The sequence below is a fragment of the Actinomadura scrupuli genome, assembly GCF_050971785.1.
GTDB lineage: Bacteria > Actinomycetota > Actinomycetes > Streptosporangiales > Streptosporangiaceae > Actinomadura_E > Actinomadura_E scrupuli.
In genome coordinates this window covers 178,108-192,936 of sequence record NZ_JBPCCU010000006.1, presented here as the reverse complement: position 1 = coordinate 192,936, position 14,829 = coordinate 178,108, and the positions used below count along the sequence as shown (strand labels likewise).

Genomic DNA, 14,829 nt, shown 5'->3' with positions numbered 1-14,829 from the left:
CGAGAGTGGAGGGACTCCAACAACACCCGACCCGCACAGGAGCCCCCATGTATGTCACCGACGACCACGCCCTGTCCGCCCCGGCTACAGACACCCAGGCAGCCGTCCGGGAGTTGCGGGACCGCGCGGAGATCATCGACGCGCTGTACCGCTTCGGCCTCGGCCAGGACCTGAAGGACAGCAACCTGTTCGCCTCCTCCTTCGCCACCGACGCCGAACTGGACTTCCGCCCGGCAGCCGCCAAGTGGGGCTCGAAGCCGCCGCTGATGTCCGGGCGGGACACCATCGTCACCTCCATCCTGGGCATGTTCACCGGCCGGGTCGACACCACCCATCAGGTCACCAACCCCCGCATCACCATTGACGGCGACACCGCCCGCCTCACCGCGCTGGTGGAGGCACAGCACCTGCTCACAGCCGACCACAGCACCAACGCCCTGCTGAAGAACCCCTACGACGTCGGCCTCGTCCGCGACGGCCACCGCTGGACCATGCGCCGCATCCGCATCGACAACGCCTGGTACACCGGCAACCCCACCGCCATCTTCGGAGGATGAGGCCTCCACCGGACCGCGCATCACAAGGCGATGGTGCGTGGGCCACAGTCACGATCAAGAGCACGGTCCAGTCGGGCGGTGGTCCCAGGAGATCGTCCCGGCGGTCCGCGAAGCCGTCGCCAAGGAGGCGTGACCGGCGGCGCCCCCGCGGAGACCCTCAGCCCGGCTCGGCGGCGCGACCGTCGACGGTCAGGGCGAGGGCCTGGTCGCGGGTGACCGCGCGACCGCGTGCGTAGGCGGTCTCGAAGGTCTCCGGCCCGAGGGCCCTGGTCACGGCCTCCGTGGTCCGCCCGATCTCCAGGCTCCAGGGGTCGCGGTAGCCGCGCAGCATGTGCGTGGTACCGAGCAGCTCGGCGGCACGCTCCGGCTCCCCCTTGGCGACCGCGAACGCGGCCAGGCCCTCGACCACGGTGGCGAGGGTGGGCGTCACCGGCAGCGGAGCACTGTCGGCCACCGCCCGCATCGCCCGCTCGTGCCACTGCGCGGCGGCCACCAGGTCACCCTCCTGCTCGCACAGGCAGCCGAGTTTGCTGAAGGTCGTCGCGGCCGCCTGGCTCAGGTCGATCCGCCGCGCCCTGGGCTCGATGATGGCCAGTGCGCGCTGCAGTAGCGGCCGGGCCCGCCCCAGGTCACCGGCGCGGCGTGCGAGGTCGCTCAGCCAGACCAGACCGTAGGCGGCGTCGGAGTGCTCACCGATCCGCTCCGCCGTCCGGGCTCCCAGCTCCAGGTCCGCCCGGGCGCCCTCGGTGTCACCGGCCACCGCACGCGCCCGGCCGAGCAGGATCAGCAGCGCGCCCCCCTGGTCGGGGCTGACGCCCTCGGTGGCGTAGCCGTACGCCTCCTGGCAGGCGCGCATCGCCTCGGCGGCGTCGCCCCGCGCGAGCGCGGCCTCGGCCAGCCCGGACAGGCTCAACACCATGCCCCAGCGGTCGCCCAGCGCACGGAAACCGGCGTGCCCCTGGGTTATCTCGGTCCGGGCCGTGGCGAGGTCCCCCTCCGCCATCCACAGATAGGCGGCGAAGGTGTGCATCGCCGCCCGCGCCCACTGATCAGGATGGTCCGCGGCGGCCAGCAGCTCCCGCTGAGCACCCTGGACGTCCCCGCCGAACAGAGCCGCGAGCGGTCTGAACAGCACCAGCACCGGATGGGTCGCGGTGTCGCTCAGGTGGGACACCGCCAGTTCGACGGCGGCCTGCAGCGCCTCAGGACGCGGCCCGTCGTCACTGGCCATCGCGGTCACCAGGGCCGCCAGGAAACCGCAGATGACGAACGCGTCCTCGGCGCCCGCGGGCGGCTTCTGCCCGGCGAGGGCCCAGACGGCGATGGCCCACTGTCCCGCCTCGGCCTCGTAGTCGCGCATGATCCAGAACCAGGCGAGCGCGCCGACGAGCCGTACCCCGGTGGGCACGTCACGGACCTCGATCGCCCCGCGCAGCGCGGCGATGCAGTTGTCGTGCTCGGCGACGAGCCGGTCGGTCCAGCGGACCTGCTCCCGGCCGCGGAGCTCGGGCTCGGCGCGCTCGGCGAAGCCCAGGAAGTAGGCGGCGTGCGCGGCCCGCACCCGCTCCTGCTCACCGGACTCGGCCAGCCGCTGCAGCGCGTACGCGCGTACGGTCTCCAGCAGCCGGTAGCGCACCTCGACCTGCCCGGTGGCGACGACCAGCGACTTGTCGACCAGCGCGGCGATCAGGTCGATCACCTCGTGGGAGTCCCCGTCCAGGGCGCACACCCGCTCGGCGGCGTCCGGGGCGGCGCCGCCACTGAAGATCGACAGGCGGCGCAGCACCGTTCGTTCGGCGTCGTCGAGCAGGTCCCAGCTCCAGTCGACGATGGCGCGCAGCGTCTGGTGCCGGGGCAGCGCGGTACGGCTGCCGCTGGTCAGCAACCGGAACCGGTCGTCGAGGCGGCCGGCGACCTGGGCGGGAGTGAGGGCGCGGAGCCTTGCGGCGGCCAGCTCGATGGCGAGTGGGATGCCGTCCAGCGCCCGGCAGATGCCGACCACCGCCGCGACGTTGTCCGCGTCGACCACGAAGCCCGGACGTACGGCCTCGGCCCGGTCGGCGAACAGCCGCACCGAGGCGTGGTCCATCGACCGCTCCGCGTCCGCGTCCTCGGGGGGCAGCGGCAGCGACGGCACCGGGCACAGCGTCTCGCCGGTGATGCTCAGCGGCTCCCGGCTGGTGGCGAGGATCCGTACCTCCGGCGCCGCGGCGAGCAGCCGATCGGCCAGCGCGGCCACGGCACCGACGAGGTGCTCGCAGTTGTCCAGCACCAGGGTGAGCCGCTGGTTCTCCAGGACGTCGACCAGCCGGTCCAGCGGCCGGGTGATCTCGATGGTCTCGGCCACCCGGATCGCGTCGGGAATGCCGAGTGCCGACAGCACCGCCTGGGGGACGTCGAGGGCGTCGCGCACGGGCGCCAGCGGGACGAACCACACCCCGTCGGGCATCGCGGGGACCAGGCGGGTCGCCGCCTCGCAGGCCAGCCGGGTCTTGCCCGCGCCGCCGGGCCCGGTCAAGGTGACCAGCCTGGCTCGGCCGAGCAGCTCGCCCAGCCTGTCGATCTCCGCTTCGCGGCCGACGAAGCTGGTGAACTGGGCGGGCAGGTTGGTGCGATGCCCGGCCCTGGTCCTCGGCGAGAGCGTACGGACCGGCGCTCTTCCGGACGGCTCGTGATGGAGCGGCTCCCGGTGGATCAAGGCCGCACGGATCGGCGACGGCCTGGCCGGGGCATCGAGCTCGGGTGACCGGCGCAGGATGGCCAGGTGCGTGTCCGACAGCTCGGGCCCGGGGTCGATCCCGAACGTCTCGCCCAGGGTCTTCCTGGCCGCTTCGTACGCCTCCAGGGCCTCAGCCTGCCGTCCGGCCGCGTACAGGGCGCGCATGAGCTGACCGCGGAGCCGTTCCCGCAGGGGGTGAGCGGCGACGAGTTCCTCCAGCTCGGGCACCAGCCGCGCCGCCCGGCCGAGCGCGAATTCCGCCTCGACGCGGTCCTCGGTCGCGTCCAGGCGCAGCTTCTCCAGCCGCGCGATCGAGGCGATGGCGAAGCCGGCGTCGGCGACCTCGGCCAGGGCCGGGCCGCGCCAGAGCCGGAGCGCCTGCCGCAGGAGGGCGTCGGCCCGCTGGGCGTCGCCCTCGGCCAGTGCCGTACGGCCGGTGGTGACCAGGCGCCCGAACTCGGCGGCGTCGATATCGGCTGGATCGACCGCCAGCCGGTAACCCCCCGGACCGGACTCGATCATTTCGCGCCCGCCCACTCCGCGCAGCCTGGACACCAGTGCCTGGAGGGCGTTGACCCCGCCGACGGGGGGCGTCTCCGCCCAGAGATCGTCGATGAGCCGCTCGGACGGGACGGAACGGCCCGAGTCGACGGCCAGCCGGATCAGCAGCGTACGCAGGCGACGGCCACGGACCTCGATGGGCCGGGCCGCCTCGTCCCGCACTTCGAGCGTGCCCAGGATGCCGATGCGCACGTATCACCCCTCCGGCTGCCATTGTGCCCAACTCCGCGACAGCCGGGGCATCCCGGTAAAGCTCCGAGCTAGGAGAGTGACCTTGAGGCCGAGTGGCGGGCGGAACGCCGCGCGCTCATCCGGTCACCGCCTTGGCGCACTCCGGGCAGCAACGAGCCGGCGCTCCGCCAGGGAAGGTCCCGACCCGCACCCGCGGGCGGGGCCACCGCTTCCCGCAGGACGCGCACGCCCGGCCGGCCAGCTGGGGACGGGACATGCCGGTGGGGTCGATCGCCGGGCTCGGGCTCTCCGTCACGGTGGTCTCTCGCTTCCCGGCTCCGGTCGTGATGTCGCTGGGTATGACGGTCGTGACTGTCCGTTGGTTGGGTGAGCCGACGGTCGGCCACGGTTGTGTCCCTGTCAGGCAAGGCCGCGGCGCCGAGCCGCCACCGGAAGGACAAGTCGGCCGAGCCGGGCGTACTGAGAGAAGATGATGCGCCAGCGCCCGGATCGAGACCAGGTGCGGCAGATGAGAGATATGGGCGTCGCCTTATGACGCGCTATGACCTGCTTTGGTTCACCGTACGTCCGGGTTCGGTCACAGCTGATACTTAAAGGCTGGTTTGACTGATGTAGATCTTTGAACCGTCAACCGTGTGCGTATGACGCCTCGACGATCGCTCCTCACCGCCGCATGCTCCGCGCTTCTCCTGCTGCCGGGGTGCGGTGGATCAGCCGCCCCGGCCTCGTCGGCGGCCACCCAGCCCGCCGCGGCGGACACCCGGGTTTCCACCCCGTGGCCGACGCCGGCCGAAGGCCCGAACGCGTTCCCGACCGTCACACCCACACCCACGGTGAGCCGCAAGCCGAAGGCCAAGCCGAGGCGCGTACCGACCCATCGCCCGGCCACGCGCAAGCCGACACCACGTACGACCACCCACGCACCAGCGCAGGCAAGGGGCGTGCACCCAGGAGCGTTCTGCTCACCGGCGGGTGCCTACGGCCGCACCTCGAAAGGCACCCTCATGCAGTGCAAGGGACCCGGCCAGGTCCGCTGGCGTGCCGCGTAGAAGCTCAGCGCACCGGCTTGGGGCCTATCGGTCTCCAGACGCGCACTGAGGTAAGCGGGTGGCGGTCAGTTCCGCCCAGACCACTTTTCCACTGCCCGCCTGGTAGTAATCCCAGCGAGAGGCGTACGCCTCGACCAGGAGCAGCCCACGCCCGTTCTCGTCGGCCACTCCGGCGTGCTTCAGCTCAGGTGGCTCGGGATCGGCGTCCCACACCTCGATGTAGCCGGATCGGTCGAGCCAGCGGATGCGCATGCGGATCGTCTCTCCCCTGGCCTTGATGGCGTTCGTGACCAGTTCGGAGACGACAAGCTCACCGCTCTGGATCGCCTGGCCCGGCGCGTCCCAATGCCGGAACCATTCGGTCACCAGACGGCGGGACAGCCGTGCCGCCGTGGGGAGGCTGAAGAGCTGCACCTCGACGGATTGGGCGGCCGGGTACGGAACGAAGACGGAGCCGTTCATGGAGGGACCTCCGGTATCCGCCTGCCTACGGTGCGTGAGTTCTGGCAGGCTGTGCGCACAAGCATGAACCTGCGCAACCGTTGAATGCAAGGTCTATGCAAATGCTGTACCTTGCATCCTGATACGAGAGGTTCTCATGCCCACACGCACCCAACCGACGGTCCGACTGCGCCGATTGGCCGCGAGGCTTCGCCGGCTACGGACCAGTGCCGGTTTGAGCAGAGAAGACGTCGCGGAGCACACGGGCATCAACCCGGCGACGCTCTACCGGATCGAGACGGCCCGAGGTCGACCACAGTCACGGACGCTGATCGCACTCCTCAACCTGTACGGCGTCGAAGGCGACGACCGTACGAGCCTGGTGCAGTTGCTCAAAGACTCGGCTCGGAAAGGCTGGCTCCAGGCGTATCAGGACGAGCTGCCGGAGGAGTACGGCGCGTACATCGAGTTCGAGGGCGAGGCCCGCTCGGTCTGGAACTACGAGTCACTGTTCGTTCCCGGCTTGCTGCAGACCGAGGACTACGCACGAGCTGTCATACAAGGCGGCTTCCCTGCTCTGGGCCGGGAGGAGGTGGCGCGTCGGGTGAGCGTGCGCATGGAACGTCAAGCGGTTCTCACGCGAGACCGCCCGTTGCAACTCTGGGCAATCTGCGATGAAGCCACGTTCCACAGGGTCGTCGGCGGCGGCGAGGTGATGCGCACACAGGTCTTGCGCCTGGTCGAGTTGGCCGATGAGCCGCACGTGACGCTTCAGGTCATCCCGTTCGGCGTTGGCGCGCACCCTGGGATGCCGGGAAGCTTCGTGGTGATGGACTTCGAGACCGATCCCAACGTGGTGTACGTGGACAGCATGGCGGGAGATCTTTTCCTCGAGGAAGAGGCAGAGGTACGCCGGTACAGTGGCATTTACGAGCACCTTCGCGCCGTCGCTCTGAGTCCTGCGGCTTCAGTCGAGCTGATGAGGCGCAGGGCTGAGAGCTTGAAGTGAGAGGAGGTGCGGGAGATGACCAACCCCCACCTGTCCCGCGCCCGGTGGCGTAAGAGCAGCCGGTCGAGTGCGAACGGCCAATGCGTCGAGCTGGCCCCTGCTCCGCCCGGGGTCGCGCTACGCGATTCCAAAGACCCCCAAGGACCTGTGATCACATTCACGGCCGGCGACTGGCGCGGCTTGGTCCGGGGCGTCAAGCAAGGTGAGTACGACCTCTAGCGGTCGATGCCCCGCTCAGGGGTCGCGGCCACAGGAGATGGGCCAGCCCCTGAGGGCCTGACCTGGGGTGGCGGTGCTGAGGGCTTACTCCAACCAATCTGGGGCCCCGCCTTCGCGGTTTCAGGTGTCGTAGGGCCAGCGGCCGTCGGCGACCGGGGAGTCGGGGTCGAATCGCAGGCGGGCCTCGTCGGGGCTGGTGGCCAGGGCCTGGGCGATGTCGTGCCAGGTGTGTCCGTTGAAGCGGCGCTGGTCACGAGTTCGGGCAGGAAGCGCTCGGCCTAGTCGATGAGGCTGGCGGTCAGGGTGATGGCGGTCAGCTTCGCCGGCGGTGAGCTACTGTCAACGGCGGCCAGCCATATCGCGCACATTCGACGCTCTGTCTTGCGGCCGGCCAGAGCGACGACGTAGGCAACCCAGCGCCCGTCGGGCGAGATCACCGGCTGCGACGGCACGACGCCGTCCACCACTAGTTCCGTGGTCAGCTCCGGCGCGTCTCCACTCATGCACCGCGCCCTTAGAGGTTGCCTGCCGTCGGCAGCGCGGGCCGATGGATCCAGGCGGCAAGGTCCGCCGGCGCGCATTCGGCGACTCGGGCGGCGTACCGGGGAAGCTCCTCCTCGCTGAGGACCTGCCGCCACTGGCCTGTTGATCCGCTGTGGAAGAACTGGCTGCGGTCGTGATAGAAGCCGTCGTGGCTGGCTTCGGGCGCGAGCTCGCCGGCCCGGCCCTTCATGACCGCGAACGTGGCGGCCTGGACCAGGTCCGGCCAGGCTGTCTCGGTGATGGCGATCCCGAGCCGGGCGGCTATGTAGCGCATTTGCCCTTCGAGGTCATCAAGGAGGTCCTCGTAGCGCAGCAGCACGATGTTCGGCTGGTCACGCACCTGCCAGAACGTGTCCAGATGGTGAAGCATGATCTCCAGGTCGGACACGGCCTTTCCGGGCGCGGCCGGATTGACCCAGGACCAGAAGCGCTCGCGCGCGGTCCCGCTCGGCAGGGACGGAGCGGCGGCCAGCAGCTCGTCAAGGACCACGGCGCCCACGGCATCCTCCCGCAATGCGAGAGACACGGCCCGGTCGGTGTTGCTGGTATGGCTGTCCAAGGACACGGCCACATCCCGGGGGTCCCGGCTTGCGCAGAGGTAGGTGACCCGGTCGTCGAAGGGCAATCCGTCGAGGGGCGTATGGGTCTTGATGAATCGCCGGTGCGCCTGTGCCTCGAGGTCGGCCAGCACTCTGGTGAGCGGGCGCAGCAGGACGTCCAGCCACGGCGAGATCTGGTCGAGCGGCCGGTCGAATGTCGCGCTTTTGAAGATCTCCAGGGCGCAGATCATCTGCAGCCAGGTCGTGCCGCACTTCGCCGGGGTGCTGATCACGATGTCGCCGGGACGGAACACGAACCCATCCCAGCGGGCCGAGTCCGTAAAGGAGGTCTGGTAGCGAACGCGTTCCCCCAAGCCCATGCGGGGAGACTGACAGCAACCAGATCGGGCCGTCAACCGTGCCGTGAATGACCGGGACACCCCGCTAGCGCAATGACCGGAACGCGCGCGGACCTCGGTGGTAAACAGCGTTCGAGCTGTTCGCCTCCGGGCGGTACACCGTCAAGACCCTGCGGGAACGGCTGACCGACCTCGGGCTACGGATGCCCGCGACCGCCACCCACCGACAACGGCCAAGATCTGTGACCAGCCTTACATCCCCGTAGAGGTCATGGAGCAGGCCGTCATCGACTTCTACCAACACGCGGTAGCGCTCCCCGACCTCTGCCCCGACATCGCCCTGTCCGCCGATGCCCGCGTCGCGCTAGAGAAGGAACTGGCCAAACTCGACCAGCGCGAAGACTACTTCCTGGACCTGGCCGCTGATCAACAGTGGCCTAAAGCCAAGCTAGCCACCAAGCTCGCCACCATCCACGCCGAACAGCGGCGTATCCGCGCCACCTCGACCAGGCCAACAACAACTCGCGACCGGACAAGCCATCATCGAACACGCCCTAACCCTGCTAGAGCGGCCCGTGCAGCTCTACCAACACCTTGGGGAATCTGTTCGGTCCGTACTCAACAAGGCGCTCTTCACCAAGCTCTACGTCGACGCAAACAAGATCACCGGACACGAACACGCCGAACCGTTCGCCACCCTCCACAACCCCCGAACACACGTCAGGGCCGGTGCCCCAACGGACACCGGCCCTGAACAAAACTCCTCGCTGACGCCGATCCCCAGGCCGTTCACTCCGCGCCCTTGCTCGAGAGGCCCATGCCGTCGGCGAACTTTCTCGTGGTCGGCTCGCTTCAATGCACCATGAACTAGATGCGGTCTGACCGGCGGGATCGTTGCTGCACGCTGTGGCTCTGAGCCTCAGGGTCCCCGGCTCACCTTCACGACCGGCACCGATGAGACCGGCCGCGCGCCCTCGACGGCCGCCGGCGCCACCGGACCGGGTCCCGCCGAGAACTTTCGCTGCCGGTCACGTCCGCGACCTCCGTCACACGTGTCGTCTTCGGCGCGCTCGGCACGGTCACCATTGCTCGGTCCTCGGGACCGAGCCGTTCGGACGCAGCGTCCGCGCGAGACAATCGAGAAGGGAATCTGGCGCTATGCGAAAGATCCTCCAGAGGGCAAGGCGGTCCTTCCGCTTCGGCCTCATGCTCCTCACCTTCGCCATCGTCCTCTGCGCGCTCATCGGTACGCAGGGCGTCGCGGCGATCACAGACGGGCTGTTCGGGCCGGCACCGCTGATGGTGTTGGTGCTGCAGACCTACGGCGGCGCCGGACTCTTACTCACCTGGGAGTCGGGGCCGTCGGCGGACACTGACGCCACCTCGGCGCGGAGGAAGACCATCCTCCGCATCTGCGTCGTGGCGTCCGTGGCCATCGCATTCGTGGCCGGCCTGCGGCTGCCGTCCGGCTACGGCGTCGCGTCGGCGCTGGTCGTCGGCACGATGTTCTGGTCCATCCGTGTCCTGTCCCGGCGCCTGAACGTCATGGTGGCCGGAGTCGGCTTGCTCCTGTTCAGCGGCGCGTGGCGGTCCGCTCTCCACCTCGAGGAGGTGGCGAGCGCGCTCGTGTGCGCTCTGTGCCTCGGGTGCTACGTCTACATCTCGGAGCGCAGGGCCCGGGCCGGGCGCGACCTAGTCCTGCCGGCCGTCTACTGGATGTCCTTTACGGTCCTGGCGGTACCTTTCTTCACCGCATCCGACCCGGCCGGGACGACCCAGTCGCTGGCCAAGTTCGCCTTCGTCTCCGGCGTGCTGTGGACGCTCCTGATCGTGCTCCTGGCTCGCCTGCGCAAGGCCACTTCAACGCCGACCAGCTCGGCGATCGTGCGCTACGCACCGTTGTACGCACCGGTGCTGGCCACCGTGTTGGGACTGTTCGGCACCATCCGATGGGTGAACCCGCCGACCCTGTCCGGATTCATGGCGGTCTGCCTGCTGGCCTCCGTCGGCTGGACCGCCCATCTCACGCGGCGCTGACCAGCGCCACGAACACCCACGGCGGGGAGGAGCGATCCTCCCCGCCGTTTTCGTATGCCCGGGTACGTGATGGTCCAACTGCTGGTCATGTAGGAGCCGATGCGGCTCAGGTCGGTTTCTGCCACGATTTCCCCACTTCGGGGGTCGGACCGTGGGTGTCGGGTGGTCGTTAAGCGTGTGACCTGCGGTGGAGACTAGGGGATTCGAACCCCTGACCCTCGCCTTGCAAAATCCGGGTCGGTGCCGCTGCTACCTGGGCCGTTAGAGATCACGCCTGGTCGTTGGCATACGTACGCCCATTTAGACGTACGCATAGAGACGTTGCCGGACTTGGTTGACGCCACTTTTTCGCCACTCTGATCATGGAACCGGACATCACAGCCCTCACCGCGGCCCCCGACGCCCGCACGCCGCTCGAAGCCTTCAGCGTCGACCTCGCCCGGGCCATCGCCGCCTGCCGGGCCGCCGACCTCATGACCCAGCTCGCCGCCCGGCCCGGCCCTCGCCTCGACTGGACGGTCGACGGGATCGTGCTCGTCGGCCGACCGGTGCCCGAGGCAACCCCGGCGGAGGGCTGCGCCGCGGTGGCCAGTTGGGCGGCCCGGCTCTGCCTGGCGCTGACCGAGGGGTCCGCGCTGGGGGACGTCGAGGGCGTAGCCGTACGACTGCACACCGATCCCCCAACACCACCACACGGGCCAGAAACTGCGGCAAGCTCAAGCCCATGACAGCGTGGGCATCAATGCTGGTCCCGGCCGGCAGCGTGGTGGTAGGAGCAGTCATCGCGGGAGGTGCCGCGGTCGGCGGCCAGGTCCTCACGCACCGCGGCAACTTCCAACGGGAACGCGCGGCAAGGCGAGAGGCATTCAAAATCACCCGGTTCGAGACCGAACGAGAAACGTTGCTCAGTCTGCAAGCGGCGCTCCTCGAACATCTCGAGCTCGTGCTCAAAGTCCAGAACGCGGCCGAGGTGCAGCAATGGGAGAGGGTGGAGAACAGGGTAGATGAGGTAGTTCGAAGTGATCTCAAAATTTTGACGCTTACCAGCCGCTGCCTCGCCCGAGAAGCGGTGGAAGCTGTAGATAGGTTCCGCCGTCGATCCCACTCGGCTACGACGAATCTCGGTGAGCCGGTCAGCATCGCAGTGGAGTTCAAAAAGGCTCAGGATCTCCTCGGCCTAGCCCTGCGACAGGACCCATTTGAGGGAGACCACTGACGGCACGGGGTGTAGTTCATCCCACCTCGTCATACAGAGCGCGCAGATCCGGCGGCAGCCCCGCCGCCTCCCGGATCGCCTGGCACTCCGGGCAGTACAGCGGATCCACCTCGCACAACCGGACGTGCGCCCGGCAGAGCGGGCACACCGGCAGTTGGGTGTGCGGGTGCAGGGTGGCCCCACCGAGCTCGCCGTGCGGGCACTCGACCCCGGCCCGGACCACCAGCGGCCGCTCGGGCTCGGGCCGCTCGGCGCGGAGGGTGGCCAGCCACGCGGCAAGGTGCCCGGCCGCGGCCATGCGACGGACATAAGCGGCCGGCGAAGCCGGGTCGTGCTTGGCGATGATGCGGCGAAGGATCTCTCTCGTCTCGTCCTCGGTCGCGCCGGTGCTCTCCTGAATGGTCCGCTCGGCGCTCGCGTGGAGAGATCCTTCTTCAAGATCTTCTTCAAGTCCTTCTTTGGGGGCCCTGGAAGGCCCCCCGCTCTGCCCTGCAAGGCCCCCCGCTTGGCCCTCCAGGGCCCCCCGCGAGGGGCCCTGTGAGGCCCCCCGGTGAACGGGGGTCCCTGCAAGGCCCCCCGCCGGAGGCACGTACGGCTTCCGCCGCTTTTCGATCGCGAGGTCGTACACGGTCGGCCGCTTGTCCGCCGGGAGGTGCGCCACCAGGCGCTGGTCCCCCAGCCGGATCAGCCCGAGATCACGCAACTGTTTGAGGTCCCGTTTGACCTGCTGTTCGGTCTTCCGCGCGTTCCACCCGAGCCTGTGCTTGGACAGCCAGCAGCCCCGCCCGTCCGCATCAGCGTGGCGGGCGAGGCTCACCAGGGTCGGCAGAAGGTTGGCCGGGACGTCGGGCGCTTCATCGAGCACCCAGGCCACGGCGCGGACGCTCACCCAGGGTGCGGGCGAGTCTTCGGACATGCGGAGATCCCCCAAGAGGACATGCGAAGGAGAGCCGCAGAAGAGCGGCGGGGGGTCGTGGGAAGGCTTATGCGGGCCGGTCAGCTCTGCGGCTGAGACTCGGTCTGCCCTTCGGGCTCGTTCGGCAGGTGGCCGCGATGGGCCTTGACCTTGCTCTCCATGTGCTCACGGATGGCCTTGGCGCGGCTGGTGCCTTCGGCAGCACAGACCTCGCCGTATGCATCCCATAGCGCCCTTTCGACGCGAATGGTCTGTTTCGGCGTTCCGGAGCTCGGCACGACGATCAGCGTAGTCACCTCCTGGTCAGGGCGTCCATGACGCCAGAGACTTGCTAGGTGGGTACCCACCCGAGGCTGAGCCTAGTACGATCAGCCCAAGGGTGGGTACCCACCCTGCTCAATCTTCTGATCTGGCCCCGGAGGCCCGACCACCATGAAGCACCTCAAAGGCGTGGTGACACCCCGCAACGCCGCATACAGCCTGGCCCTGGCCCTCGGCCTCGCGGTCGCGGTCATGGGCTACATCAGCAGCTTCGACAACCTCAGCCGGTACGCCGCCGCGCACGGCTTTCCGTTCGGCGCGGTCCTCCCCCTCGGCCTGGACCTCGGCGCCCCAGCCCTGCTCATCCTCGACTGGCTCCGACCGAACGCCTTCCTGCGCAGCACGGCCTGGAGCCTCGTGGGCTTCACCGTCTTCGCCAACGGCGCCGTCGCCGGCGGCGGCCTCCGCGAGCAGCTGCTCCACGCGATGCTGCCTGCGGTCGCCAGCCTCATCGTGGAGGCCGCCCGCCACCTGAAGGACGACGCGGCGCGGATGGACCGGGTCCGGCTGTCGCGGTGGCTGCTCTCGCCGATCCGTACAGCCCGGCTCCAGCGGCGCATGGTGCTGTGGGAGATCACCTCCTACAGCGAGGCGCTGACCCGGGAGTCCGCGATCCTCCACGCCAGGACCGTGCTCGTGTCCGCCTACGGGAAGAGGTCCTGGCTCGGGACCCGGCGGCACGTTCCGCGCACTCTTGTCCACCAGCTCGCGACCGGGCAGCTGCCCTCCGCGGTGCTGTACGGACCCGACCTCCAGATCGCGGTCCGCGACTGGGTCCGGCAAACCCTCGAGGAGCTGGCGCTCCAGCCGTCCATGGTCCCGGCCAGCGCGGCCGGGTCCCGGGAGGACCAGGCCGAGGTCCCGGAGGCCGGTGAGCTGGACCCGTGGGACCTCATCTGGGACCTGCGGGACTCCCTGTGCCCGGCTGGGGTCCAGGCCGGGACCTTCGCTCAGGCGATCGGCCTGGCCCGCAACCACTTTGAGCAGGTCGGCACGCACATCCGGAACCAGGACCTGCAGGACCAGCTGAAGATTCAGAAGGCTCGGGCCAACTCCATCGGGCAGGTGCTCCGGACCTCGTACGAGACCGGCCCAGACCTGGCGGTCCCAACCCAGGACCCGGCCCCCCAGCCGGCACCCGCCGCGGCCGGGGCCTCCGAGACCTCACCGGACCCGGCCCGGACCGCGGGTCTCAACGGAGGTCCGTACACACCCGCCGATGCCAGCTGATCGGCCAGCGCGAGACCGCGCCGGGATCGGACCGGTCCGCGCACCTTGAAGCCAGGACCCCACACCCGACAGGGAGACCCTCATGAGACGCAGCCGCGGCCGGCTGACGCTGCTCGACCACCTGCTCGTCGCGGGCAGCATCGCTGGCGGGACCTATCTGATCCTCGGCAGGACCGGGATGCAGCACAACGCCACGATCCTGCTCGGCGTGCTCGCCGGAGGCATGTACTTCGGCCGGTGCCTCCGCCTCCCGCACCTCCGGACGCCGATCACCTGGCGGAGAGGACGGGGCCGATGAGCCTCAATCGCTACGACAGGCGGGAGGCCCGGGGCAACACCGCCCGGGCGGTCGCCCGCGGGCTCCTCGCCGTCCTGCTGCTAGTCCTCACCGGCGTGGACGCGCTGGCCACGGCGCTGGTCGGTCTGCCGCCGCTCGCCTGGATCGGCCGGAAGCTCGGCCGTGAGCTCGCTGACGAGTACCGCCGTGGCTACCACGGCGCACTGGACGCAGAAGTCATTGAAGGAGACGAGTGAGCACCCGCAAGCGCATCCCGGAACTGGCGGCCATCCCGTTCACCGGGGCGAAGTCCATCACCCAGTACTCCAAGGAGGGCCGCAACATCTGCCGTGAGCTGGCCTGGGAGTTCGAGATGGCCGCCGAGGAGGTCTACGGCGCCCTAGTGGCCAGCCAGAAGGGGCACCCGTTGCTGCTCGGGGTCGACGTCAAATGGCGGGCGCGGCGGGTGCGGAGTCGGCTGCTGCGGGCCGCTGAGCAGGCGCAGGGGGCCGGCGTCGAGCTCGTGAAGTTCCACGCCCAGTTCCGGCGGGAGTTCGCCGACATCCTCAACCCGCCCAGCAAGAAGAAGCCCGCCTTCGACTTCAACGACGACTGACCAGTCCACGCAGGTCAGGAAGGGAAAT

General features: G+C 69.3%; 16 protein-coding genes. 10 read left to right on the top strand and 6 right to left on the bottom strand.

All coding sequences use genetic code 11. The annotated features are described in order from the left end of the window. Positions 1 to 47: 47 nt before the first annotated feature. Positions 48 to 557, top strand: coding sequence for a nuclear transport factor 2 family protein (locus tag ACRYCC_RS26565; RefSeq protein WP_433816412.1), 510 nt, complete (start codon positions 48 to 50; stop codon positions 555 to 557). A gap of 157 nt (positions 558 to 714) precedes the next feature. Here ACRYCC_RS26565 and ACRYCC_RS26560 read toward each other — a convergent pair whose 3' ends face one another. Beyond that, positions 715 to 4,029 carry an AfsR/SARP family transcriptional regulator gene (locus tag ACRYCC_RS26560; RefSeq protein ID WP_433816411.1) on the bottom strand — a complete coding sequence of 1,105 codons (3,315 nt, stop codon included), beginning with the start codon at positions 4,027 to 4,029 and terminating at the stop codon, positions 715 to 717. A gap of 1,073 nt (positions 4,030 to 5,102) precedes the next feature. Then, complete coding sequence (locus ACRYCC_RS26555) at positions 5,103 to 5,540, bottom strand: ATP-binding protein (RefSeq protein ID WP_433816410.1); 438 nt, start codon at positions 5,538 to 5,540, stop codon at positions 5,103 to 5,105. A gap of 136 nt (positions 5,541 to 5,676) precedes the next feature. On the opposite strand from ACRYCC_RS26555, the gene ACRYCC_RS26550 reads away from it, so the two are divergent. Both ACRYCC_RS26550 and ACRYCC_RS26545 read left to right on the top strand, forming a co-directional pair. Then, the gene (locus tag ACRYCC_RS26550) at positions 5,677 to 6,528 is read left to right on the top strand and encodes a helix-turn-helix domain-containing protein (RefSeq protein ID WP_433816409.1); all 852 of its coding nucleotides are present in this window, start codon (positions 5,677 to 5,679) and stop codon (positions 6,526 to 6,528) included. 15 nt (positions 6,529 to 6,543) lie between these two features. Continuing rightward, positions 6,544 to 6,747: a DUF397 domain-containing protein gene (locus tag ACRYCC_RS26545; RefSeq protein ID WP_433816408.1), complete on the top strand. Its 204-nt coding sequence runs from the start codon at positions 6,544 to 6,546 to the stop codon at positions 6,745 to 6,747. Between the two features lie 278 nt (positions 6,748 to 7,025). Here the strand turns inward: ACRYCC_RS26545 and ACRYCC_RS26540 are convergent, their stop codons facing one another. Next, the gene (locus ACRYCC_RS26540; RefSeq protein ID WP_433816407.1) at positions 7,026 to 7,250 is read right to left on the bottom strand and encodes a hypothetical protein; all 225 of its coding nucleotides are present in this window, start codon (positions 7,248 to 7,250) and stop codon (positions 7,026 to 7,028) included. 11 nt (positions 7,251 to 7,261) lie between these two features. After that, positions 7,262 to 8,209 carry a sulfotransferase domain-containing protein gene (locus tag ACRYCC_RS26535; RefSeq protein ID WP_433816406.1) on the bottom strand — a complete coding sequence of 316 codons (948 nt, stop codon included), beginning with the start codon at positions 8,207 to 8,209 and terminating at the stop codon, positions 7,262 to 7,264. Between the two features lie 1,137 nt (positions 8,210 to 9,346). Here ACRYCC_RS26535 and ACRYCC_RS26530 point away from each other — a divergent pair. From ACRYCC_RS26530 to ACRYCC_RS26520, 3 genes are all read left to right on the top strand, one after another. Then, on the top strand, positions 9,347 to 10,225 hold the full coding sequence (locus tag ACRYCC_RS26530; RefSeq protein ID WP_433816405.1) for a hypothetical protein: 879 nt from the start codon (positions 9,347 to 9,349) through the stop codon (positions 10,223 to 10,225). Between the two features lie 362 nt (positions 10,226 to 10,587). Continuing rightward, positions 10,588 to 10,953 carry a hypothetical protein gene (locus ACRYCC_RS26525; RefSeq protein WP_433816404.1) on the top strand — a complete coding sequence of 122 codons (366 nt, stop codon included), beginning with the start codon at positions 10,588 to 10,590 and terminating at the stop codon, positions 10,951 to 10,953. Continuing rightward, on the top strand, positions 10,950 to 11,441 hold the full coding sequence (locus ACRYCC_RS26520) for a hypothetical protein (RefSeq protein WP_433816403.1): 492 nt from the start codon (positions 10,950 to 10,952) through the stop codon (positions 11,439 to 11,441). The genes ACRYCC_RS26525 and ACRYCC_RS26520 overlap by 4 nt, the downstream gene beginning before the upstream one ends. A 16-nt stretch (positions 11,442 to 11,457) precedes the next feature. Here ACRYCC_RS26520 and ACRYCC_RS26515 read toward each other — a convergent pair whose 3' ends face one another. Together ACRYCC_RS26515 and ACRYCC_RS26510 are read right to left on the bottom strand one after the other, a co-directional pair. After that, positions 11,458 to 12,357: a hypothetical protein gene (locus ACRYCC_RS26515; RefSeq protein WP_433816402.1), complete on the bottom strand. Its 900-nt coding sequence runs from the start codon at positions 12,355 to 12,357 to the stop codon at positions 11,458 to 11,460. A gap of 80 nt (positions 12,358 to 12,437) precedes the next feature. After that, positions 12,438 to 12,653: a hypothetical protein gene (locus ACRYCC_RS26510; RefSeq protein ID WP_433816401.1), complete on the bottom strand. Its 216-nt coding sequence runs from the start codon at positions 12,651 to 12,653 to the stop codon at positions 12,438 to 12,440. A gap of 136 nt (positions 12,654 to 12,789) precedes the next feature. Here ACRYCC_RS26510 and ACRYCC_RS26505 point away from each other — a divergent pair, with 136 nt between their 5' ends. The 4 genes from ACRYCC_RS26505 (at position 12,790) to ACRYCC_RS26490 (ending at position 14,801) form a co-directional block, all read left to right on the top strand. Beyond that, on the top strand, positions 12,790 to 13,908 hold the full coding sequence (locus ACRYCC_RS26505; RefSeq protein ID WP_433816400.1) for a DUF2637 domain-containing protein: 1,119 nt from the start codon (positions 12,790 to 12,792) through the stop codon (positions 13,906 to 13,908). A gap of 82 nt (positions 13,909 to 13,990) precedes the next feature. Then, a complete protein-coding gene (locus tag ACRYCC_RS26500) occupies positions 13,991 to 14,206 on the top strand; it encodes a hypothetical protein (protein ID WP_433816399.1) in 216 nt (71 codons plus the stop codon). Continuing rightward, positions 14,203 to 14,442: a hypothetical protein gene (locus tag ACRYCC_RS26495; RefSeq protein WP_433816398.1), complete on the top strand. Its 240-nt coding sequence runs from the start codon at positions 14,203 to 14,205 to the stop codon at positions 14,440 to 14,442. The genes ACRYCC_RS26500 and ACRYCC_RS26495 overlap by 4 nt, the downstream gene beginning before the upstream one ends. Further along, positions 14,439 to 14,801: a hypothetical protein gene (locus ACRYCC_RS26490; protein ID WP_433816397.1), complete on the top strand. Its 363-nt coding sequence runs from the start codon at positions 14,439 to 14,441 to the stop codon at positions 14,799 to 14,801. Before ACRYCC_RS26495 ends, ACRYCC_RS26490 begins: the two co-directional genes overlap by 4 nt. Positions 14,802 to 14,829: the final 28 nt, after the last annotated feature.

Coding starts and splice junctions, on each gene's coding strand:
- ACRYCC_RS26565 (WP_433816412.1), top strand. CDS start 48: ATGTATGTCACCGACGACCACGCCCTGTCCGCCCCGGCTACAGACACC.
- ACRYCC_RS26555 (WP_433816410.1), bottom strand. CDS start 5,540: ATGAACGGCTCCGTCTTCGTTCCGTACCCGGCCGCCCAATCCGTCGAG.
- ACRYCC_RS26550 (WP_433816409.1), top strand. CDS start 5,677: ATGCCCACACGCACCCAACCGACGGTCCGACTGCGCCGATTGGCCGCG.
- ACRYCC_RS26545 (WP_433816408.1), top strand. CDS start 6,544: ATGACCAACCCCCACCTGTCCCGCGCCCGGTGGCGTAAGAGCAGCCGG.
- ACRYCC_RS26540 (WP_433816407.1), bottom strand. CDS start 7,250: ATGAGTGGAGACGCGCCGGAGCTGACCACGGAACTAGTGGTGGACGGC.
- ACRYCC_RS26535 (WP_433816406.1), bottom strand. CDS start 8,209: ATGGGCTTGGGGGAACGCGTTCGCTACCAGACCTCCTTTACGGACTCG.
- ACRYCC_RS26530 (WP_433816405.1), top strand. CDS start 9,347: ATGCGAAAGATCCTCCAGAGGGCAAGGCGGTCCTTCCGCTTCGGCCTC.
- ACRYCC_RS26525 (WP_433816404.1), top strand. CDS start 10,588: ATGGAACCGGACATCACAGCCCTCACCGCGGCCCCCGACGCCCGCACG.
- ACRYCC_RS26520 (WP_433816403.1), top strand. CDS start 10,950: ATGACAGCGTGGGCATCAATGCTGGTCCCGGCCGGCAGCGTGGTGGTA.
- ACRYCC_RS26515 (WP_433816402.1), bottom strand. CDS start 12,357: ATGTCCGAAGACTCGCCCGCACCCTGGGTGAGCGTCCGCGCCGTGGCC.
- ACRYCC_RS26505 (WP_433816400.1), top strand. CDS start 12,790: ATGAAGCACCTCAAAGGCGTGGTGACACCCCGCAACGCCGCATACAGC.
- ACRYCC_RS26500 (WP_433816399.1), top strand. CDS start 13,991: ATGAGACGCAGCCGCGGCCGGCTGACGCTGCTCGACCACCTGCTCGTC.
- ACRYCC_RS26495 (WP_433816398.1), top strand. CDS start 14,203: ATGAGCCTCAATCGCTACGACAGGCGGGAGGCCCGGGGCAACACCGCC.